The 20033-nt window shown below is 67.1% G+C and carries 21 protein-coding genes and 1 tRNA gene; 10 read left to right on the top strand and 12 right to left on the bottom strand.

Annotated elements, in window-relative coordinates; genetic code table 11:
- Positions 1 to 12 precede the first annotated feature (12 nt).
- The 4 genes from crtI to JT689_RS08395 all read left to right on the top strand — a co-directional run bounded on the left by crtI (position 13) and on the right by JT689_RS08395 (position 4462).
- Positions 13 to 1569: a phytoene desaturase family protein gene (gene crtI, locus JT689_RS08410; RefSeq protein ID WP_205250939.1), complete on the top strand. Its 1557-nt coding sequence runs from the start codon at positions 13 to 15 to the stop codon at positions 1567 to 1569.
- 2 nt (positions 1570 to 1571) lie between these two features.
- Entirely contained in the window at positions 1572 to 2960 is a 1389-nt protein-coding gene (locus tag JT689_RS08405) for a deoxyribodipyrimidine photo-lyase (RefSeq protein ID WP_205250938.1), read from the top strand.
- 63 nt (positions 2961 to 3023) lie between these two features.
- A complete protein-coding gene (locus tag JT689_RS08400) occupies positions 3024 to 3455 on the top strand; it encodes a universal stress protein (protein ID WP_010903278.1) in 432 nt (143 codons plus the stop codon).
- A 53-nt stretch (positions 3456 to 3508) separates the two neighbouring features.
- Complete coding sequence (locus JT689_RS08395) at positions 3509 to 4462, top strand: PAS domain-containing protein (protein ID WP_205250937.1); 954 nt, start codon at positions 3509 to 3511, stop codon at positions 4460 to 4462.
- A 13-nt stretch (positions 4463 to 4475) separates the two neighbouring features.
- Here the strand turns inward: JT689_RS08395 and JT689_RS08390 are convergent, their stop codons facing one another.
- Positions 4476 to 5666 carry a redox-regulated ATPase YchF gene (locus JT689_RS08390; RefSeq protein WP_205250936.1) on the bottom strand — a complete coding sequence of 397 codons (1191 nt, stop codon included), beginning with the start codon at positions 5664 to 5666 and terminating at the stop codon, positions 4476 to 4478.
- A 121-nt stretch (positions 5667 to 5787) separates the two neighbouring features.
- Here JT689_RS08390 and JT689_RS08385 point away from each other — a divergent pair, with 121 nt between their 5' ends.
- On the top strand, positions 5788 to 6462 hold the full coding sequence (locus JT689_RS08385) for an SDR family oxidoreductase (protein WP_010903275.1): 675 nt from the start codon (positions 5788 to 5790) through the stop codon (positions 6460 to 6462).
- Here JT689_RS08385 and JT689_RS08380 read toward each other — a convergent pair whose 3' ends face one another.
- Entirely contained in the window at positions 6463 to 7152 is a 690-nt protein-coding gene (locus tag JT689_RS08380) for a DUF2071 domain-containing protein (protein ID WP_010903274.1), read from the bottom strand.
- Between the two features lie 81 nt (positions 7153 to 7233).
- Between JT689_RS08380 and JT689_RS08375 the strand changes: the two genes are divergently transcribed.
- Positions 7234 to 8094, top strand: a complete 861-nt coding sequence (locus tag JT689_RS08375; protein ID WP_205250935.1) for a ZIP family metal transporter — start codon at positions 7234 to 7236, stop codon at positions 8092 to 8094.
- A gap of 12 nt (positions 8095 to 8106) precedes the next feature.
- Here the strand turns inward: JT689_RS08375 and JT689_RS08370 are convergent, their stop codons facing one another.
- Positions 8107 to 8511 carry an NUDIX domain-containing protein gene (locus tag JT689_RS08370; protein WP_267875145.1) on the bottom strand — a complete coding sequence of 135 codons (405 nt, stop codon included), beginning with the start codon at positions 8509 to 8511 and terminating at the stop codon, positions 8107 to 8109.
- Between the two features lie 145 nt (positions 8512 to 8656).
- Here JT689_RS08370 and JT689_RS08365 point away from each other — a divergent pair, with 145 nt between their 5' ends.
- Positions 8657 to 9274, top strand: a complete 618-nt coding sequence (locus JT689_RS08365; protein ID WP_205250934.1) for a hypothetical protein — start codon at positions 8657 to 8659, stop codon at positions 9272 to 9274.
- 108 nt (positions 9275 to 9382) lie between these two features.
- Here JT689_RS08365 and JT689_RS08360 read toward each other — a convergent pair whose 3' ends face one another.
- The 6 genes from JT689_RS08360 to JT689_RS08335 are packed head-to-tail and all read right to left on the bottom strand — an operon-like array spanning position 9383 to position 13827.
- Complete coding sequence (locus JT689_RS08360; RefSeq protein ID WP_205250933.1) at positions 9383 to 9697, bottom strand: transcription factor S; 315 nt, start codon at positions 9695 to 9697, stop codon at positions 9383 to 9385.
- Between the two features lie 7 nt (positions 9698 to 9704).
- On the bottom strand, positions 9705 to 10130 hold the full coding sequence (locus JT689_RS08355; protein ID WP_205250932.1) for a hypothetical protein: 426 nt from the start codon (positions 10128 to 10130) through the stop codon (positions 9705 to 9707).
- Positions 10127 to 11104 (bottom strand): hypothetical protein, encoded by a 978-nt coding sequence (locus JT689_RS08350; protein ID WP_205250931.1) that lies wholly within the window; start codon positions 11102 to 11104, stop codon positions 10127 to 10129. The genes JT689_RS08355 and JT689_RS08350 overlap by 4 nt, the downstream gene beginning before the upstream one ends.
- 44 nt (positions 11105 to 11148) lie before the next feature.
- Complete coding sequence (locus JT689_RS08345; RefSeq protein WP_010903270.1) at positions 11149 to 11988, bottom strand: HtlC; 840 nt, start codon at positions 11986 to 11988, stop codon at positions 11149 to 11151.
- A 25-nt stretch (positions 11989 to 12013) separates the two neighbouring features.
- Entirely contained in the window at positions 12014 to 12985 is a 972-nt protein-coding gene (locus JT689_RS08340; protein WP_205250930.1) for a hypothetical protein, read from the bottom strand.
- Positions 12986 to 13041: 56 nt separating this feature from the next.
- Positions 13042 to 13827 carry an MOSC domain-containing protein gene (locus JT689_RS08335; protein WP_205250929.1) on the bottom strand — a complete coding sequence of 262 codons (786 nt, stop codon included), beginning with the start codon at positions 13825 to 13827 and terminating at the stop codon, positions 13042 to 13044.
- Between the two features lie 151 nt (positions 13828 to 13978).
- On the opposite strand from JT689_RS08335, the gene JT689_RS08330 reads away from it, so the two are divergent.
- From JT689_RS08330 to JT689_RS08320, 3 genes are all read left to right on the top strand, one after another.
- The gene (locus JT689_RS08330) at positions 13979 to 14314 is read left to right on the top strand and encodes a hypothetical protein (RefSeq protein ID WP_010903267.1); all 336 of its coding nucleotides are present in this window, start codon (positions 13979 to 13981) and stop codon (positions 14312 to 14314) included.
- Entirely contained in the window at positions 14311 to 15921 is a 1611-nt protein-coding gene (locus tag JT689_RS08325) for a methyl-accepting chemotaxis protein (RefSeq protein ID WP_205250928.1), read from the top strand. The genes JT689_RS08330 and JT689_RS08325 overlap by 4 nt, the downstream gene beginning before the upstream one ends.
- A 205-nt stretch (positions 15922 to 16126) precedes the next feature.
- Entirely contained in the window at positions 16127 to 17929 is a 1803-nt protein-coding gene (locus tag JT689_RS08320) for a pentapeptide repeat-containing protein (protein WP_205250927.1), read from the top strand.
- A gap of 482 nt (positions 17930 to 18411) precedes the next feature.
- Here JT689_RS08320 and JT689_RS08315 read toward each other — a convergent pair.
- The 3 genes from JT689_RS08315 to cmk form a co-directional block, all read right to left on the bottom strand.
- Positions 18412 to 18482 (bottom strand) — tRNA-Pro (locus JT689_RS08315).
- A gap of 52 nt (positions 18483 to 18534) precedes the next feature.
- On the bottom strand, positions 18535 to 19440 hold the full coding sequence (locus JT689_RS08310) for an RNA-guided pseudouridylation complex pseudouridine synthase subunit Cbf5 (RefSeq protein ID WP_205250926.1): 906 nt from the start codon (positions 19438 to 19440) through the stop codon (positions 18535 to 18537).
- A 1-nt stretch (position 19441) separates the two neighbouring features.
- Complete coding sequence (cmk, locus tag JT689_RS08305; protein ID WP_010903263.1) at positions 19442 to 20020, bottom strand: (d)CMP kinase; 579 nt, start codon at positions 20018 to 20020, stop codon at positions 19442 to 19444.
- Between the last annotated feature and the right edge of the window lie 13 nt (positions 20021 to 20033).

Below are 20033 nucleotides of genomic sequence, written 5' to 3'. Positions count from 1 at the left end.
CAACACCACTCCATGCAGGGGAGCCTACCCGGTGAGCGTGACGTGACTGTCGTGGGCGGCGGCTTCGGCGGGCTCGCCGCGGCGGCCTACCTCGCCCGCGCCGGTGCCAGCGTCACACTACTCGAACAACACGACACCGTCGGCGGCCGCGCCGGCGTCCTCGAACGCGACGGGTTCCGGTTCGACACCGGCCCGTCCTGGTATCTGATGCCCGACGTCTTCGAGCGGTTCTTCGACCACTTCGACCACGACCCACACGACTTCTACGAGCTCACCCGCCTCGACCCCCAGTACCGGGTGTTCTGGACGGACGGCGACAGCGCGACGATCGAACCCAACCGGCGCAACGCCCACGAGCTGTTCGAGTCCTACGAAGAGGGCGCCGGCGACGCGCTCGCGACGTACCTCGACCGCGCCGCCACCAACTACGATCTCGCGATGAACCGCGTCGTCTACCCCGACCGGACGGCGTTCCGGGATTACGCGAGCACCGACATGCTCCCGCTGGCGTCCCGGCTGCGGCTGTTCGGGAACATGGACGACTACGTCTCGCGGTTCTTCGACCACCCCAAGCTCCGCCAGCTCCTCGAATACACGCTGGTGTTCCTGGGTGGTGCACCGCACAACACGCCCGCGCTGTACTCCATCATGAGCCACGTCGACCTCAACGGCAACGTCTTCTACCCCGAGGGCGGCATCGCCGGGGTCGTCGACGCGCTCGCCGAGCTCGCCGTCGAGCAGGGCGCAACGATCGAAACCGGGGTCGGCGTCAACGCCATCAGCGGCCGCCGCGGCGAGTTCACGCTCGCCACCGACGACGGCACACGAACCACGGACCTCGTGGTGAACAACGCCAACCCCGCGTACGCCGAGCGCGAACTCCTCGACACCGGCGGCCGCGACCACGCCCCCGACTACTGGGACGACCAGACGTACGCGCCGTCGGCGCTCATGTTCTACCTCGGCGTCGAGGGCGACGTGGGGCCACTCGCGCACCACTCGCTGGTGTTGCCCCCGGACTGGGACGGCCACTTCGCCCGGCTCTTCGACGACCCGGGGTGGCCCGATGATCCGGCGTTCTACCTCTCGGTGGCGTCGAAGACCGACGACACCGTCGCGCCCGACGGCCACGAAGCGGTGGTCATCCTGCTCCCGATCGCGCCCGGCCTCGACGACACCCCCGAGATCCGGGCGCAGTACCGCGACCGCCTGCTGGGGACGCTGGCGGCCCAGACCGGCGTCGACCTCCGGGACCGCATCGTCGTCGAGGAGTCCGCCTGCGTCTCGGAGTTCAGCGAGCAGTTCGGCGACCCCGGCGGGACGGCGCTTGGCCTGGCGCACACGCTGTTCCAAACCGGGCCGTTGCGCCCGGGGAAGCGCGACGGCCCCGACGGCCACTACTACGTCGGCGCGTACACGAACCCCGGGATCGGCATGCCCATGTGTCTCATCAGCGGCGAGCACGTCACCAAAGCCGTCATCGACGACGATCCCGCGGCGTCGGGCTCGACCGACCCGCTGGCCGTCCCCGGGGAGTTCAACTTCGACACGCCGACCACGGCCGACTGACCATGCACCTGTACTGGCACCAACGCGACCTCCGCGTTCCCGACAACCGCGGCCTCCACGCCGCCACCGACGGCGACACCGTCGTGCCCGTCTACGTCTTCGACGACACCGTGCTCTCCCAGGTGGGCCGCCCCAAGCGCGCGTTCCTCGCCGCCGGCGTGCGCGCACTGCGGGCGGCGTACCGCGAGCGCGGCAGCGACCTCCTCGTCCGCGAGGGCGACGCCGAATCCGTGCTGCCGGCGCTGGCCGACGAGTTCGACGCCGACACCGTGTTCCACGCCGCCCACTACGACGCCGCGCGGCGGAACCGCCGCACGCGGGTCGCGGACGCACTCGCCGCCGCGGGCGTCGACACCGCGGGCCACGTCGACCACACGCTCGTCGACCCCGCGACCCTCGACGACGCCTACCCCTCTCACAGCCAGTTCTACGACGACTGGCAGCAGGCACCGAAACCCGACCCGGTGCCCGCGCCGGACGCCGACGCGCTGGCCGACGTCCACGACGACCACACGCTCTCGGTCCCGGCCCCCGAGCCGCCGCTCCCGGATGCGGGACACGCGGCCGCCACCGACCGCCTCGCGGCGTTCCTCGACGACGGCATCGCGTCGTACAACGACACCCGGGACGACCTCGCGGCGGCGGTCGACGCCCCTACCAGCGCCGTCTCCCGGCTGTCGCCGTATCTCGCGGCCGGCAACATCGGCGTCCGCGAGGTGTGGGCGGCCGTCGCCGACGCCTACGACGACGCCACCGGGGACGCGGCGCGGAACATCGGGAAATACCGCTACGAGCTGTCCTGGCGCGAGCAGAACTACCACCTGCTGTACCACACCCCCCGCCTCCAGACGGAGAACTACGTCAGCTTCGACGCCCCGATCGCGTGGCAGAACAGCGACGACCACTTCGAGGCGTGGACCCGGGGGGAGACCGGCTACCCGCTGGTGGACGCCGGCATGCGCCAGCTCCGCGCGGAGGGGTACGTCCACAACCGCCCCCGGCAGGTGGTCGCCAGCTTCCTCACGAAACACCTCCTGGTGGACTGGCGGCGCGGCGAGCGCCACTTCGCCGACCGGCTGGTGGATTACGACCCCGCGAACAACGCCGCGAACTGGCAGTGGACCGCCTCCACCGGCACGGACACGGTCGCCGTCCGCATCTTCGATCCGGTCAGCCAGATGGCGAAATACGATTCCGATGCGGCGTTCGTCACCGAGTACGTCCCCGAGCTGCGCGGCGTCGACCCCGAGACCATCGTGGACTGGCCGACGCTGCGCCACTCCCAGCGCGAACGCCTCGCGCCCGACTACCACCACCCGATCGTCGACCGCGACCACGCCTACGAGCGCGCCCAGCGCGTCTTCGAAGCGGCCCTGGACGGGGACGCGTGACCCGGGCCGCGGCCACACGCTGATTCCGCGGCGGTTTTACCGCGTGTCCCCGTAGCGCCAGCCATGTACGACCGGATCCTGCTCCCGGTGGACGACAGTGACTCGATGGACCGCGTTGTTGAGCACGCCGCCGACGTGGCCGGCCGCCGGGACGCCACCGTTGACGTGCTGTACGTCCTCGACGATCGGGCGTTCCTCACGCTCGACGACGGCATGCAGGACGAAGCCACGGCGCAGCTCCGCACGCAGGGCGAGCGCGCCGTCGAACACGCCGCCGACCGCCTCTCGGAGGCGGGGGTTGACACCGAAACGTACGTCCGCGACGGTGACCCCGCGGATGAAATCCTCGCGGTACTCGCCGAGGACGGCGCGGACCTCGTCGTGATGGGGACGCGGCGCGGCGACTTCGAGCAGTCCATGCTCGGCAGCGTCTCCCGGGACGTCGTCGAGTCGACCGAAACACCCGTGTTGACCGTCCCGGTCACCGAGGACTGAGTACCGCGGCGTCGGGGCCAACGTATTTGTGGCTCGTCGGTGTGGCCCGAGACATGGATCCCCGCACAGACGAGTTGGACGAACGACAGGCTGTGACGGACGCGATCAACGTGACGTACGTCCTCGGCAGCGGCGGCGGGGCCGGCGAGCGCACCGCGGCCCGCCTCGAACGCGTTGCCGGCGACGTCCCGATCGCCGTCACACCCACGACCGACCCGATGTCGGTCTCCGACGACGCCGGCTGTGTCGTCGCCGAAACCGGTCTCCACGGCGTTGACATCGTCTCCGTGGTGGCGCGGCTCGCGGACGCCGACGTTCCCGTGGTGGTGGTCGACGACCCCGACGGCAGTGTTGCTGCCGGATCGGCCATCGACGCCGGGGCGACGGCCCACGTGCGTGCCCGGCCGGACGGGGACACAGCCCGGGTGCTCGCGAACCGCGTTCGGACCGCCGTCGAGCGGCGCCGCGACCGCGAGTCGATGTCACACACCGAGCGCCGGCTCCGGCGGGTGATCGACTCGCTGCCACAGTGCGTCCTCGAAAAGACACTCGACGGCGAGTACCTCCTCGTCAACGACTCGGGGGCGTCGAACTACGGGCTGGACCCCGACGCCGTCGAAGGGCACCGCGAGGACGAGTTCCTCCCACCGGACCTCGTGGAACGCTTCCACCGCGAGGACGAACAGGTCATCGCCGACGACGAGGCGCTGCACATCCCCGAACAGCACGTCGACGACCGCGTCATCGGCGACGATCGCGTCGAGGAAGTCTACAAGCTCCCGTTCGACGACCCGGACACGGACGCCGACACCGTGTTGACCGTGGTTGCGGACGTCACCACGGCCTACGAGCGCCGCCACCGACTCGCCGGCGCGGCCACCCACATCGAAGACGCCATCTCCCAGATGGCGTCGGCGGACCCCGACCACGATCGCATCCGGTCGCTGCTCGACGCAGCCCACGAGTACGCCGTCGGCGACTCCGAGCGCGCCGTCGGCCCGCAGTAGCCGCCGGCGTCGGTCAGTTCGTCGAGATGATCTCGATGACCGCCCGCGAGTCGAGGTCCTGGTCGGCGGCGATCTGGCGGTTCGCCCGGCAGTCAACGGCGTGCAGGAAGCCGTCACCGACATCGGAGTGAACGGCGTACGCGAAGTCCTCGGCGGTCGCGTCGGGCTCAAGCAAGAACACGTCGGGCAGCACGCGCCCGTCGGCGGTGCCCAGGCCGTTCGCCGACCCGGGGAAGACGGGCTTGACGCCGAGCGCGTCGAACAGCGCCGCCTCGATCGCGGACTGCACGCCGGTGCCGGCGTACTCGGTGACGAACTCCCGGATCGACTCCAGGCCAGCGCGCTGGTCGTCGCTTGGCTCGCCGACGATCGTGAACGCGTCGTCGCCCGACCGGTAGTCGACCACGCCGCCCTGGTCGGCCTGCGTGAGCGCCTGCTCGGCGTGCGCGCTCACGGGCACGAACTCCAAGTGGTCGTACTCGTCGTCGTCGGTGATCGCCGCCCAGTTGGCTTGGGCTTCCGGGGTGTCCATCTTGTTCGCCGCGACCACCATGGGCTTGGTGCGGGTGCGCATCTCGCGGGCGAGTTCGAGGCGGTCGGCGTCGTCCCAGGTGTCCGGGTCGAACGCCAGATCCAGGGCCAACAGCACCTGCTTGACCTCCTCGGGGCTCGTGCGGAACGCGCTCATCTGCTCGGCCAACTCGACTTCGAGGGTGGCGTCCGCCATGTGCTGGCCCTCGTAGCGCTCGATGCCCTTCTCTAGGACGTCGAGGTACCACTGATCGAGCTCCGTTTCGAGGAAGTCGATGTCCTCGCGGGGGTCGTGGCCCTCGGTCGCCTCGCCCTCGATGTCCGTCGTGCCGGAGAAATCGACCACGTGGATGAGCACGTCCGCCTCGTTGAGGTCCGTGAGGAACTGGTTGCCGAGACCCGCGCCCTCGTGAGCGCCCGGGATGAGGCCCGCGACGTCCACGAGCTTCGTCGGGACGAACCGCGTGCCGTCCTCGCAGAACCCCGTTGCGGGCGTGCACTCCTCGCCGAACTCGGGGGCGGCACACTCCACACGAACGTACGCTTCGCCGACCGCGGGGTCGATGGTGGTGAACGGGTACGCGCCCTCCGGCACGTCGTTGTTCGTCGCTGCGTTGAAAAACGTGGACTTGCCCACCGAGGGCTTGCCCACCAGGCCGACGCGATAGCTCATTGGTCACCGGCAGGGGGTTCTCGCCTAAACGGATTGCTACCTGCGGCCCGTATGCGAACCCGGGACAGACCCACCGCTGTGGCACCGGCGCTTTTACGCTGGCGGCGCTCCACGGTGGCGTATGAGCGAGACAGTCGTCGTGACTGGGGCGGCCGGCGGTATCGGAAGCGAAGCAGCCCACGCGTTCGCCGACGACGGCGCCACCGTCGTGCTCGGCGGCCGGAACCGGGACGCCATCGAAACGCTCGCCGCGGAGATCGGCGCGGAGTGGCTGCGGGCCGACGCGCGCGACGAGTTCGACGCCGAGCGACTGATGGAGACGGCCTCCCGGGCGGGTGATTCCTCCGGCATCGACGTGGTCGTTCCGTGCGCCGCCGTCTACCACGGCGACGCCGGACACACGCCGCTCGGGGAAACGGGCTACAGCACGTTCGACGACACCATCCGGACGAACGTGCGCGGGGTGTTCGCGACCGTGCGCGAGGCGCTCCCGCACATGGACAGCGACGGCCGCGTGCTCGTCCCAACCGGCAGCGTCGCCACCGACCCGAAACCCGGCTTCGGCGCGTACGCCGTGTCGAAAGCCGCTGCGGAGGGGGTTGCGAGGCAGTTCGCGGTCGACTGCGAGCCGGCTGTCGGCTGCGTCGATCCCGGCGCGGTCGACACCGAACTCCACGGCATGGGGGGCCGCGATCCGGCCGACGTCGGGGGGTTGTTCACGTGGGCGGCGTCGGTCCCCGACACCCTCGATGGCGGCGTGGTCGGGCTGAAAGACTGGAAGCAGGCGACCCGGTGATCAGACCACCGTGGGCAGCCCAGCGGTGACATCGACGCCAGGACTGTAGGCGATGTGGGGGCTGCCGGCGGGCTGCTCGAACCCGTTGGCGGTGAAGAGGTCGTTCCGGCGGACGTCCAGGGTGGCGTCGGCGAGCTGCCAGGGGTCGTGGTCGACCGCTCCCTGGTAGACGGTGCCGTCCTCGCTGGCGACGAAAAACCGATACCGCTCCAGGAGGAACGCGGTCAGCGATCCGGGGGTGGCGCGCGAGCACGCGCCCGCTTGCTCGTACGTCGCGTCGAAGGCAAGCGACGGCTGGCCGGCGTGCGTGCGGGTGCTGCGAACCGCGAGCGCGCCGCCCGCGCGGCGTTCGATCCGCATGTCCGCGGTGTAGTACGGCAGCCCGAACAGCCGGCGGGCGACCCGGACCCCCAGGGCGTCGGTGGCGTCCAGGTTGAAGAAGTAGATGCCGGGACGGCCGTCCACCGTGACGTACGTGCGGAGGTTCAGCTCCCCGAAGGTGCGGCCGACACCCGACGGGAGACCGCGGGGGCGGATGTTCTCCATCACGAACGGGACCACCGAGAGGTACGCGTCGCCGTCGTGGGTGTCGACGTCGACGCCGTCGGGGAGTCGGTCGGCGACGACCTCGGGGTCGACCGGCCAGCTCGCCACCAAGACGTCGGCCCACCGCATGGATAGCACGTCCATACCAGCGGGTTCGTGCGCCGGCAGCTTGGCGCTGTCGCCAACCGACAGGTTGTTAATACTGGGTATAGATTTAATAATCGAATGTCGGTTTCACACTCCACGTCGAGCGCACGCGCCCGCACGATCCGGCTCGGCGCAGCCAGCGCCATCGCCTTCCTCGCCCTCTCAGCGTACGTCTCCCGCACCGGAGACGCCCCCAAACTGGTGGGCATCTCCTGGGTGGCGTTCACCGCGATGGCCGGCGCCGCCGCGCTCGGCGGCCACACCACCGCCGACCACCCCCGTGGACTCGTCTGGGGGTACGGCCTCGCCAGCGGCGCAATGATCGCCAGCGCCGCCGCCTTCCTCCTCCCGCAGGCCATCGGCTACGCCGCCAAACCGGGCGGGTTCGGCGTCGCGGCCGGCATCCTCACCGGGTTCGGCGCGCACACCATCGGCCACCGGCTCTCGCACCTCGACCTCCCGCTGGACCGCACCACCGCCGAACTCTCCGCGCACTCGCTGGCCGCCGGCTCCATCATCGGCGTCGTCTACACCGCCATGCCCGGCCTCGGCCCCCTCCTCGGTCTCGCCATCGTCTCGCACAAAGGCCCCGCCGGCTACGCCGCCGCCCGCCGCCTCGCCCGCACCGACCGCTCCCCGGCGATGCTGCTGTTGCCCGCCGCCGGCGTCGGCATCGCCGCGCTCGCCGTCACCGTCGTTTCGTTCCCCACTGCCCCGGTCTTCCGAGCGGTCGTCTTCGGGTTCGCCGCGGGCATCTTCCTGCACGTCGCGATGGACTTCCTGCCGCACTGCGAGACCGGCAGCGACGTCCACGACGCGGTCACGCGCTCCGCCCACGACCACGACCACGCCCTGCTCGACCGCCTGCGCCTCCACGCCGTCGCCTCCACCGGCCTCGGTGCCGCCGTGGTCGCCGCGGCCTGGGTTCTCCTGCGGTAAACGCGCTGCTCCTCAACGGCTCGCTTCGACCGCGTCCGCGTACTCCCTGACCTGCTCGGGCACGTCCTTGTGGTCGGCCAATTCGTCGTACCCAAGCCAGAACACGTCGGCCACCTCCTCGGGCTCCCGGACCTCCGGCTCGCCCGACTCGTACTCGCAGTGCACCACGACGTTCAGGCACTCCGTACTCTCGTTCGCGGTGAAGGGGCTGCCCGTCACGTACTCGACGACCCCCGTTTCGACGCCGACCTCATCGTGGTCCTCTCGCCGCGCCGTCTCTCGGATGGCGTCCCCCAACGCGTCTGAGTCGACTTTTCGGCCGGGGAACGAGAGCGTGCCCGCCGCGTGCTCTTCCTCGCTGCTGCGCTTGACCACGAGGTAGTCGTCGCCGCGAACGACAGCGGCGTCGACGTTCAGGACCAGGGCGTAGTCGTCTATAGTAGTTCAGTTGATGGGGTCATAGTGCAACCTCTGATTCCCCATTACTGCCACAGCATATTTTCCTTACACACTGTTTGCATTGGCAAAACGATTAAGTAACTACACGCCTATTGATATAGGTATGATGTCATCCAACTCACGACGTTACATTGAAGTCGGCCAATACGGCGTCAAATTCATCGTGGAACAAGAGTCTATCATGGGTAACGAGACTGTCCCGACGCCTATTGACGAGATTCCACTGGACGAGCTCCCTATTTCGGACATTAAAATTGACGGAATCACTCGCATTGAGGCCGTAGAGAAGGATGACGGACAAGTACTTCGAATGGAGTTTGATGAAGCCGAGTATCAGGGTGAAACCTCTGACAATGGAGCAGATAAAAAGTCACCAGGCGACTTCTTTGAGCGGTTAGAGAACAAAACTGGAATTACGCACGATGGAGGAGAATTCAATTTCAACTCAGCTCGCTCCGACAAAGGGAACTTCATCGACTTCATCGATTTCCTCTTCGAAGACGGCCACATCTCGAAAGACGACCTGCCCTATTCGACGAAGTACGCACACAAGGCGTACCTGCTCAATACGGAGCCAATCGATCAGGAAGGTGAGCAGATGAAGCGCTCTGAACAGCCTGTAGAAGGCGTTTACGTTCCGACGTACTATGGCAAACAGCAAAAGAAGGAGTACATGGAAACTCTAGTCAACGACTTCGTGAAGGGACAGCACATCGACTGACGATTAAACAGGCGGGATTGCGGTATATGGCACAAATGTGGAGAATGCTAATTCTGTTAGGTATCTCACGTCACTAAACAGATTGCAAGCGCACAAATAAATGCCAATTTAGCTATAATCTCGCCACCGGTTGCCGCAGTCCTGGCACTTGAAAAATCGCGTTGGCGGCTCGTCGGCGCTTCCGGTCTGCTTGATCGTGTACCACGCCTCGCCGTGGCCACACTCCGGACACGTCTCCTCGGCGGTCGGCTTCCCCTCGGAGGCCGCGTCCTCGCTGGTCTCGATGACATCGCTGGTGTCCTGGCTGGCGGTCTCCACGAACCCCTCGCTGCCCTCGCTGTCGGCGCTCGCGCCACAGGACGCACACACCATCTCGCCGTCCTGTTTGTGCATCATCGAGCCACACTCGTCGCAGAACTGCATACCTCGATTACTCGTGGTCGGCGGAAAAATCACTCGGGTCGTCTCCCGCCCGCCGGGCGACGATCGGACAGTCAACCACCCGGAAATGATCCACGTCCACCATCGCCGCGATCGTCGTGCCCTCGTGGGTGCAGCCCATCTCCGGCGGCGCGGCGAAGTGCGGACAGCCATGACAGAGACTCGACTCCACGACGGTCGTCTCCCCGTCGTCGGCCGCCGCGCTGTCGGTCGCGGCTGCACTCGACGGTGCCGCCGCCGCGCTGTCGGCGTCCGTCGCGAGCGCCGTCCACACCGCGTCCTCGTCGATCTCGGCGACCGACATCTCCTCGAACAACGCCGCGACATCGGCTCCGCCGTCGTCGTCGTGGTCGCGGCGCTCGTCGATCCGTCGGCGTACGTCGGCCAGCGGCTCGTCGGTCTCGTCGTCGCTCACGCCCCACCACCGTCGTTGCCGGCGTCCTCGGCGTCGGCGTCGAGCACCTCGGACGGCTCCATCGGCCCGTCGCCGTCCCCGCGGGAATCACCCGCGGACGCCATCCGCTCCAGTGTCTCCGTCTCCGCCCCGAGCCACGACTGATCGGAGTCTTCCCCCTCGCCGTTGCCCTGCGGGCCGCCGGCCGCAAGCGCCGGCGTCTCGCCGGTTTCCAGCGTGTGATTGCTGAACCAGCCTGGGTCCGGTGATACGTCCGCGAACGCCGCGCCACAGAACGGACACTCCGGGGCCGTCAGCAGCGCGACGTCCACGGCCTGCTCACATCCCTCGCAGTCCGCCGTCCGCACGCCCGCGACGTTCGCCGCACGCTTCAGGGCGTCCACCCGCGCCCGCCGGGCTTCGGCCGCGCCGACGCTCCGCACGGCCTCCCGCATCGACACCACCGCCTGCGCGAGCGTCGACACCTTCTCCGAGAGCCCCGCTGCCTCCTCGTCTAGGGACTCGGCCACCGCCTCGAAGTTCTCGAAGCCCGCGTCGACGCGCTCGGTCACCGCGGTCACGTCCTCCGCCACCGCGTCCACGGTCCCCTCGGCGTGCTCGGCGGCCGCCAGCGCCGCCTCGACGTCGGCCGCCAACTCGGGGTGGCCGTGGCCGGCGTCGGCTTTCCCGTCGGTCTCGCGTTTCACCTGCACCACGCGCTCCCGGATGTCCTCCACCAACTCGTCGACTGTCGCCTCGTGGTCGTCGAGTTGCGCCTCCAGTTCATCGACGCGGCTCGTCACCTCCGTCAGCCGGTCACCGACCCCCTCGTCGGCTGCCAGCTCGCCGTCTTCGACGCTCCGATAGGCGGCCACCACGCGTTTCAGAAACGCGTCCTCCTCGTGGCCCAGCTCCTCGGCGCGCGCGGCCAACCAGGCGGCGGCCGGCCCCTCCAGAGTCACGCTCTCGACGCCATCCGACGTGCCGTCGGGCATTCGTTCGAACTTACTGTGCGGTGGTCTTAACGGTTCGGGGCAGCCTACCTGATCTTCCGCACGTCGCTGATGTCGAAGCCGCTGTCACGGATCTCGGTCTCGAACTGCACGATGTCGTCCTCTTCGAGGCGCCCGAGCACGCCACGGAACTCCCGCACGAACATCGTTCGAACCCGCTCGTTGCCGCCGCTCTCCCACGCGAACTGCACCGTGCCGTCCACCGACGACATCAGGCTCCCGAACTCCTCGCTGCGCACCGCATCCCGCGTCAGATGCAACAGGATCAGGCCGCTCCAGTCCCGCGCGGCCTTCCGCAGTCCCTTCAGCGTCATCACCACGTCGGAGAACGCCATGTCAGAGGACCGCCGCCCGATCAGATCGTTCAGCGAATCCACCACCACGAGGCTGCCGCTGGCGTGTTCGTCGAGGTAGTCGGCGAACCGCTCCAGTACGTCCCGCGTGTCCTCGCCGGTGTTCCCGAGATCGCGCACGGTCTGGTGTTTGTCGGCGTACCACGACCGCGGCACCGGGCTCAACTGGAAGTACTCCGGTGACAGGTCGGCGAACGTCACGGCGTCCGCGCCAGCCGCCACGATCTCCTCGTCCATCGTGAACGCGATCTCGCGCTGTAACTCCGCCTCGTTCGCGGTGAACGACACGTAATGGATCTCCTCGGGCTGTCGAGCGCTCCCGTGAGGGCTGCCGTAATGCAGGTCGAACAGCTCTGGGTCCGCGGTCGCAACCGCGTTCATCATCGCCGCCGTGTACAGGAACTCCCGCGCCCCCGCGCCGGCCTCCCCGGACAGCAACACGACACTGCCCTCCGGTGCCCCACCCCCGATGCGGCTGTCCAGCCGCGAGATCCCGAACGGTATCGTCGCCATACCACGCCCCTCGCACGGTCTGCGCTTACGTCTTTTGCCACGCCGCACGGTCTCCCATGACCCGATCCGCAACCACGGGCGCGCCGTTGGGGAACGACGGCGCCGCCGGCGGCTGGGCGACCGCAGCCACGGCCTCGTCGGGCGTCGTGGCGACGGCGAACCCATCACTTGCAGCGAGGAACTCCGCGACGCCGCGTTGCTCGCTGGTGAACGGATACACCACACACGGCGTGCCCGCCACGGCGGCCTCCATCACCGTCGAATAGCCCGGACAGACGACAACGCTCGCCTCGCGCAACACCGGCAGCATCGACCGAACAGTCGTCCAGTCGTCGCCGCCCACGACGGTCACGCTGCGCCCCCGCTCGCGCAGCCGCCCGGCGACCGCGCCGAGATCGTCGGAGTAGGTGCTCGGTGAGACCAACACGTCGACGTCCGGCACAGCACCGTCCAGGGGGACGTCCAACGCCAGCGGCGGCACGCGCTCGACACCGCGCGGATCCCCAGCACGTGCCGGCCAGACCGCCGGATAGAAGAACGTGCGGCTGGCGGTGACCTGCTGGCGGGTCAGAAGCGCGGCCCCCGCGCGCTCCGCGCGGTCGTCGTAGTAGCCCGGCGTGTTGTGCGTGCAGACGTACTGGGGAACACGCGCCAGCAGCGCCGCCACCGACGCGAACATGTCATCGGTAACCACGCAGTCGGCGTCCACTCGCCCCAGCCACCGGGCGACATCACGCACCCGACGGACGGCATCCGGCACGCTTCCCGTGAGCACGTCCGCCAGCGAGCCGTCCGCGCCCTGGTAATCGCCGATGAAGTCCACGGCCGTCGGCACGAACTCCTCGTAGCCGAGCAACGCCGCGAAGCGCTCGCCCGGCCCGCCGCCCGCCACCTCCACGGTCGCCCCCCGGGACTGGAGTTCGCGGGCGATCGCCAGCATCCGCGTGGCGTGGCCGGCCCCTTCCGGGTAATGCACGACGGCGACGGTCGCGTCCATGCCGGAGGGTGCTTGCGGGGCACGCAAGCCGGTTTCGGTCGCCGCTCCCGGCGCGCTCACGCCGCCTCGTCGAGAACGGCAACGCCGTCACCGACTGCGAGCGTCTCTCCCCCCGAGATGTCGGGGGCCCGCGCCAGGATCATCGCAGCGTACTCGTGGTCGAACGCGTCGCCGTCGGCCCACTCGGGGAACGTCCGCTCGCGGTTCGCACAGAACGTCTTCTGGAACTCGGGTAGCGGCTCACCCGTGTCCGGGTCCCGTGATGGAACCACGCACCGATTACACGGGGTCACGCCCTCGAAGCGAACACCGCCCACCTCGAACGCCGGCGCACCATCGCCCACGAACCGGTCCTCCCAGAACGCCGGCACGCCCTCGATCTCGATGTTCGCCCGCAGCCGTCGCCGCGCGCCGGCCACGGTCATCGAGTCGAACCAGTCCGCGATGGCGTCCAGTGTGGCCGTGCTGACCACTGCCGGCCCCATGTCTGCCCGATCCACGAACCCAGTGGGATCGCTGCGCATCGACACTGAGACTGCCAGCCGGCTGTCGAACCAGTCGCCGGCCGCCGACAGCCCCTCGTCGTCGCCAAGCGAGAACGACGCCCGCTGGCCGTCGGGGTCCGTCACAGTCAGTGTTCCCGTTTCGGGCTCGTAGTCGGTGCGGAACGCGTGCAACGCGGGGCGGCGTTTCGCGGTCACGATCGACCCCGTGTCGGAGTCCACCAGCGTGAACGTCCGGTCGTGGTGTAGTTGCCCGTGGGTTCGCAGTGTTACGGTCGATCGGTGCTCGCTGTCGAGGCCTTTGATCGGATACACGTACAGTCCCGCGATGGCTGCCATCTCCTTGCGCCACGCCTGGCACCGTGATAACTGTTGGGTGGGCTCCGACGCACCAACCCATTTTTCCACCACGAGCGCCTGTCAGAGCGATTGTATTGCCTGATGTGTACGGCCGACACACTATTCACTGACATCACATAATACTGCGTTCATGATGGGCATCCTGGAGGTGCTTGATCCGCCGAAGGCTGTGCTCCCACTCATCGCACTCATCGGACTCGTTCCCGTTGTGGCGCGATACCGGACCGAATCACGGTGGTTCGTCGTCGGATACGGCCTGCTGGCCGTTGCGACGCTCGCAACCAACCTCGAAAACATCGTGCTCGGGGACGTGCTCAACGGCACCGAACACGCCCTCGGACTCATGGGCTCCGGGATCGCGTTCCTCGTCGCGGGCTACTACCGCCGCCAGACCATCCTCGACCCCCAGTCCGACGACGCAGCCACCGGCGACGCCGCCCCGGCCGCCGAGGGTGACGACCAATGAACCACCTCATCGTGCTGTTCGACGTCATCGCCGTCGCCGCCTACGTCGCCGCCGTCGGCGTCGGCATCCAGACCTACCGCGACACCACTGACATCGCGGGCTTCTGGGTGAACTACACGTACATCTGCGGGCTCGGCTTCCTCTGGACGGGGGTCGTCGCGCTCGAATGGATCGGCGTCGCCGGGCCCGTCATGGACGCGTTCAGCACGTCCCTGCTGGCCGTACTCATCGGCGTCGTCGCCATCTCGTCCACCGGCACGATCTCGATCGTTGAAGACCTGAAAACGTCGAACGCACGCGCCCACCGCCGCCGCAAGGACGCCGAACAAGCCAAACGCCGCGCCGACGAGCAACGCGCGCAGGCACAGGAAGCCAAAGCCGAAGCCCAAGACGCCCGTGAGGAAGCCGAGACGCTGGCCGCCAAGCTCCAAGAGCGCGCCGCCGAACGCGACGCACAGCTCTCGAAGAAAGCCTCCGAATACAGTTCGGTCATGGAGAAAGCAGCCAGCGGCGACCTCACGGTGCGCGCGAACTCCAGCAGCGACAGCGACGCGATGACCGAAGTCGGGCAGGCGTTCAACGAGATGATCGCCGCCTTCGAGGAGATGGTTGCGCGCACCCGCGAGTTCGCCGGCGACGTCGCCGACAACAGCCGCGACATACACGCCAGCGTCGACGAAATCGAAGCCGCAAGCGAACAGGTCGCCGAATCCGTCCAGGAGATCTCGGCCGGCACCGACCGCGAACACACCCGCCTCGCGGACGCAACGGACGAACTCCAATCGCTGTCCGGCGCCGTCGAAGAAGTCGCCGCCTCGGCCAGCCAGGTCGCCGACGTTTCCGACCAAGCCGCCGACCGCGGCCGCCAGGGCAGCGACGACGCCGCCGCGGCGGTCACACAGATGACCGACATCCAATCCGAGACCGAGGCCGTCGTCTCGGAGGCCAACGCGCTTGCCGCCGAAGCCCAGGAGATCCGCCGCGTGGTCGATCTCATCAACGACATCACCGACCAAACCCACCTGCTGGCGCTGAACGCCAGCATCGAAGCGGCGCGCGCCGACCAGGACGGCGACGGGTTCGCCGTCGTCGCCGCGGAGGTCAAGGAACTCGCCGAGGAGACCAACGAGGCGACCGACGAGATCGAGACGCTCGTGGACAACCTCCTGTCGTCCACGCAGTCGGTCGTCGACGACTCCGAGCAGATGGCCGCCACCGTCTCCTCGGGCACCGAAACCGTCGAAAACGCGCTGACCGCGCTCGAAGAGATCGGCGACCACGTCACCGATGTCAACGAAGCCGTCCAACAGATCGACGACGCGACCGACGCACAGGCGGCGTCCGCCGACACCACCGTCTCGATGATCGAGGAGATCGAGGACATCAGCGAGCAGAACAGCTCCGAGGCCGCCAGCGTCTCCGCCGCCGCCCAACAGCAGACCGCGTCACTGTCGGATGTCACCGACGGCGTCACGCGCCTCGTTGACCGCGCGGACACCCTCCAGGACGTCCTCACTGGCTTCACCGTCGACAGCGACGACTACGAACTGGACGTCGACACGTCACGACCCGCCACGACGAACCCGGAACTGGAAGCCGACGACTGACGCCCCTAGCGCTATTTCTTCATTCAGACGACTCCTTGAAGCTGAAACGGCCGAATTGATACGGACAGAGGACACACTCGGTACGCGAAGCGGTCGCAAAATCTCTTCGCTTCAACTAGAATTCAGATAGGCGCTTCTGAGGATATATCCACTTGTCTTGAGGGAACATCGTTATGGAGCACTGCTACAACGATCCGGCAGTTGGATGAAAGAAGCGAGCTGGTGCAGCTACACACTCAATCCGAAAACCTGGGAGAGCGAATACAATGCAGAGTGCCAGGTCGACCCAGAGGATGACGCCGAGATTTTGGAGGAGATCGACGGCCAGACGGTGTGGCGCTGCCCTCACGAGGCCGTTGAGGAACACGACGGAGAAGATAGGTGCATCTTTCATCTCCCGAAAGAGAAACGGCCGAATGGAATCAACCCCGTTGAGGAGTTCATCGCCATCGTTCAGGGTGAGCGCGAGGTAGTTGAGAGTAAAGGACGACGACCGGCGCGGTTCATCGACGCGACGTTCGAGAATCTCAATCTGGACCGGGAACAGATTGGAGACGGTGCGGCCATCGATCTGCGACACGCCCGGATTGGAGAGATGAAGTGGGATATCCGGGAGGTAGACGCGCAGCTTGACGCGGCTGGGGCCGTGGTTGAAGGTGACTGTGACGTAGCGGCCGTCTCTTTTCGAGACCGGGTCCGGTTTCGAGAGATGCGATTTCGGAGCGAGGTGAACTTCTCGGATGTGACCTTCGAGGACTTTGCGGACTTCCCGGATGTGACCTTCGAGGACTTCGTGAACTTCCCGGACGCGACCTTCGAGGACTTCGCGGGCTTCTTGGATGCGACCTTCGAGGACTTTGCGGGCTTCCCGGGCGCGACCTTCGAGGACTTCGCGGACTTCTTGGATGCGACCTTTGAGGACAGCGCGGGCTTCTCGGATGCGACCTTTGAGGACTTCGCGAGCTTCTCGGATGCGACTTTCGAGGACTTCGCGAACTTCTCGGATGCGACCTTCGAGGACTTCGCGGGCTTCCCGGGCGCGACCTTCGAGGACAGCACGAACTTCCCGGACGCGACCTTCGAGGACAGCGCGAACTTCGAGGGTATCGAGCTCAATGGCGCAATTTTCCGAGACGCCGTATTCTCGAACGGGAATTTGAAAAACGCTGAACTTGAGGGCGCGGACCTCCGGGACGCAGACCTTACTGGCGCGGACCTCCGGGACGCAGATCTCAGTGGTGCGGACCTCGAAAATGCTGTCCTCACCCGTACCCAGCTCTACGGAGCGGACTTCAGAGACGCCCGGCTTCATGGGACACTGTTCGGGGACGCCCACATCAGCCACGCCACCACGTTTGTCGAACGAGGTAACAGGTGGGCACCTCACCGACAAGTGGTCGGATATCTCAACAGGCTACCGAAGGTGGATTTTGCTGAACCACAGACCGTCATCTACGACCCTCGTACCGACCCAGTCTGTGAAACGGACGAGGACGAAATCAGCAATGTCACCCGTGCCGCCACGGTGTACCAGAAGCTCGAATCGCTTGCCGAAGATAATGCCGCCTCGTCGCTCGCAAGCACCTGTTTCACGTGGCGCAAGGACATGGAGCGAAAGCGCCTCTCAAGCGGCGAAGGCGAGGGGAACAGTCGGCAACCCGTCTCGTGGGCACTTTCATGGCTGTCGAATCTCGTCACCCGCTACGGGGAGAGCCCGTACCGTGTTCTCGCCACGGTTGCGCTTATCGTGCTTTCCTGTGGCGGCCTCTACTACTGGTTCGACTTAATTCAGCCGGACCTTCCGGCTCAAGCTCCGATTGAGTCGTTGCCACCGGTTTCGCTCTTCGACGCGATGTACTTCTCGACCATGACGTTCACAACGCTCGGGTACGGCGACTTTCGGCCAGCGAGCCAAGTCGGACAGATTCTCGCCATTTCCGAGACCTCTGCTGGCGTGGTTCTCCTCGCCCTGCTAGTGTTCGTGTTCGGGCGACGAGCGACACGATGATGGTCGCCGTTTGTACGAAGCGTTACCCCTGGGTTTGGTGTTCGCGGCTTCGTTGACTGCTTCCGAGGCGTAGGAAGGGACACAGAACTATTCGATCAAGTAGATCGTTCTGTGAGATCCGAACTCGTTGGAGAAAGTTCTCTTGTGGTGGCGAACTATTCGAGAACAGCGTAAGATTTTGAGGACAGTAGAATTCCAGCGTAAAACTTCTCTCTCACTGATTGAGAGGGATTGAGACGAGACAGCCCGTCATCAGGGCTGGCACCTCTCGTTGTCGAGGGCGGGGTAGCGTTTGTCTTCGCGGTCGATGTGGAACCCGCAGTATTCACAGACTCCTCTGATATATGAGGTGTCTGCGGTGGGGGCGCTCACGCCGACCACCCCGTTGATAAAGACACGACTTGTGTACCGTCGTAGCTACGCGAAAACTAAACTGCGGACCCGGTAAGAACGCCGGTACCGGAATCCGGCCAGAATTGGAGTGGGACCGTCGAGATTCGAACTCGAGTCCGACGCACCCCATGCGCCGAGGATACCGCTACCCCACGGTCCCGTATCTGGGTGGAGGCGCGGTCCACCATTAAGACCTTCGTTTCGGCGGCGGGCTACACGAGCACGCGTTCGAGGGCAACGACCACGCCGGCGTCCGCGTCCGGATCGCCGACCAGCCGACCGAGGCAGACCGCCGTCCCGCCTGCGGTGTAACACGCCACCAGCGCCCCATCCGCCGGCGGTGTCGGCAGGGCCGTGGTGTCGATGACGCCCGGCGCGTACACCGGTGCACCCGTGGCGACCTCGTGGGCTGCCGAGTCGGCGATGGTGAGCCGCGGCAGGTGCGTGAGCGCGCGCTCGGCGGGCTGGACCGCTGCGCGCAGCGCGTCCGCGGGTGCGTCCGGCGGCTCGGTGCCGTCGGTGTCGCGCAGCCACGCCACCGCGTCCGCGAGGTCGTGCAGCGTGACGAGGTCGGTGTCGTCGAACGGCGTGGTGGCGCTGCGGCGCAGATGCCCCATGTGGGCGTTCGTGCCGAGCGCGCGGCCGATGTCGTGGCAGAGCTTCCGGATGTACGTGCCCGACTCACACCGGATCCGGAGCAGGACCTGGCGGCCGTCCACGTCGAGCACGTCGAGGTCGTAGACCGTGCGGGTGCGCAGGCGGCGCGCGACCGCGGATTTCTTCGGCGGCTTCTGGTAGATCTCGCCGGTGAACGCCTCGATCACGTCCGGGAGGGTGCGCGGCGGGTCGTCGTGCAGCTCCAGGACGGCGACGTACTCCTTGAACCCCTCCAGGAGCGCGGGTGCGATCCGGGTTGCGGTCCCGGTCAACACGGGCAGACAGCCCGTGACCTTCGGATCGAGCGTGCCGGCGTGTGCGGCCTTCTCCACGCCCACGAGGTCTCGAATCCACGCCGACACCTGGTGGGCCGACGGCCCCGGTGGCTTGTCCAGGTTCACGACGCCAAACGACAGCACTGCCGCCGGGCTGCGCTCGCCGGGTGGCGGTCGAATCCCCATGTTAGAACTGATAGCGGACGTTCTCAATGGGTGTTGGGCCTTCGTCGCGCTCGGCCTGGTAGGCGTCGACGGCGTCCAAAACGATGTCCGTGACGGCGTCGGGCCCCCAGCGGGCGGTGTTCACCGACAGGTCGTAGATGGTGATGTCGTCGAAGTCGATGGCGTAATACTCCTCGTAGCGCTGGGTCTCGGATTCCTCGCGGGCCTCCGTCTCGGCGCGGGCCGCCGCCGGCGTCTTGTCCTCGCGCTCGGCGATGCGGCGCGCCCGCACGCTCATCGGGGCGTCCAGCCAGATCTTGATGTCGGCGTACTCGCCGGCCATCCAGCCGGCCAGCCGGGACTCCAGGACGATGTCGTCGCGCCCGCGGGCGGTCTCCCGGAGGCGGCGGTCCAGGTCCTTATCGATCTGGGGGTCCTCCTCGGCGAGCTCGTTGAACTCCGCGAGCGTCAGGTCCCGGTCCTCCGCGAGCCCGCGAAAGATGTCACCACCGGAGATGTGTTCGTAACTGAGGTGATCGGCGAGCGTCGACGCGACGGTGCTTTTCCCGCTCCCCGGCGGTCCGGAGATTGTGACCAACATATCCGACCTGGGG

Source organism: Halobacterium sp. GSL-19 (assembly GCF_016917855.1).
GTDB lineage: Archaea > Halobacteriota > Halobacteria > Halobacteriales > Halobacteriaceae > Halobacterium > Halobacterium salinarum.
This window is presented reverse-complemented; position numbering and strand designations above follow the sequence as displayed.

Excerpts from the sequence above, each read along its gene's own strand:
- JT689_RS08325 (WP_205250928.1), top strand. The coding sequence starts at position 14,311 with ATGAACCACCTCATCGTGCTGTTCGACGTCATCGCCGTCGCCGCCTAC.
- JT689_RS08385 (WP_010903275.1), top strand. The coding sequence starts at position 5,788 with ATGAGCGAGACAGTCGTCGTGACTGGGGCGGCCGGCGGTATCGGAAGC.
- cmk (WP_010903263.1), bottom strand. The coding sequence starts at position 20,020 with ATGTTGGTCACAATCTCCGGACCGCCGGGGAGCGGGAAAAGCACCGTC.
- JT689_RS08380 (WP_010903274.1), bottom strand. The coding sequence starts at position 7,152 with ATGGACGTGCTATCCATGCGGTGGGCCGACGTCTTGGTGGCGAGCTGG.
- JT689_RS08310 (WP_205250926.1), bottom strand. The coding sequence starts at position 19,440 with ATGGGGATTCGACCGCCACCCGGCGAGCGCAGCCCGGCGGCAGTGCTG.
- JT689_RS08350 (WP_205250931.1), bottom strand. The coding sequence starts at position 11,104 with ATGCCCGACGGCACGTCGGATGGCGTCGAGAGCGTGACTCTGGAGGGG.
- JT689_RS08400 (WP_010903278.1), top strand. The coding sequence starts at position 3,024 with ATGTACGACCGGATCCTGCTCCCGGTGGACGACAGTGACTCGATGGAC.
- JT689_RS08360 (WP_205250933.1), bottom strand. The coding sequence starts at position 9,697 with ATGCAGTTCTGCGACGAGTGTGGCTCGATGATGCACAAACAGGACGGC.
- crtI (WP_205250939.1), top strand. The coding sequence starts at position 13 with ATGCAGGGGAGCCTACCCGGTGAGCGTGACGTGACTGTCGTGGGCGGC.
- JT689_RS08340 (WP_205250930.1), bottom strand. The coding sequence starts at position 12,985 with ATGGACGCGACCGTCGCCGTCGTGCATTACCCGGAAGGGGCCGGCCAC.
- JT689_RS08390 (WP_205250936.1), bottom strand. The coding sequence starts at position 5,666 with ATGAGCTATCGCGTCGGCCTGGTGGGCAAGCCCTCGGTGGGCAAGTCC.
- JT689_RS08375 (WP_205250935.1), top strand. The coding sequence starts at position 7,234 with ATGTCGGTTTCACACTCCACGTCGAGCGCACGCGCCCGCACGATCCGG.
- JT689_RS08405 (WP_205250938.1), top strand. The coding sequence starts at position 1,572 with ATGCACCTGTACTGGCACCAACGCGACCTCCGCGTTCCCGACAACCGC.
- JT689_RS08320 (WP_205250927.1), top strand. The coding sequence starts at position 16,127 with ATGAAAGAAGCGAGCTGGTGCAGCTACACACTCAATCCGAAAACCTGG.
- JT689_RS08395 (WP_205250937.1), top strand. The coding sequence starts at position 3,509 with ATGGATCCCCGCACAGACGAGTTGGACGAACGACAGGCTGTGACGGAC.
- JT689_RS08365 (WP_205250934.1), top strand. The coding sequence starts at position 8,657 with ATGATGTCATCCAACTCACGACGTTACATTGAAGTCGGCCAATACGGC.
- JT689_RS08335 (WP_205250929.1), bottom strand. The coding sequence starts at position 13,827 with ATGGCAGCCATCGCGGGACTGTACGTGTATCCGATCAAAGGCCTCGAC.
- JT689_RS08345 (WP_010903270.1), bottom strand. The coding sequence starts at position 11,988 with ATGGCGACGATACCGTTCGGGATCTCGCGGCTGGACAGCCGCATCGGG.
- JT689_RS08330 (WP_010903267.1), top strand. The coding sequence starts at position 13,979 with ATGATGGGCATCCTGGAGGTGCTTGATCCGCCGAAGGCTGTGCTCCCA.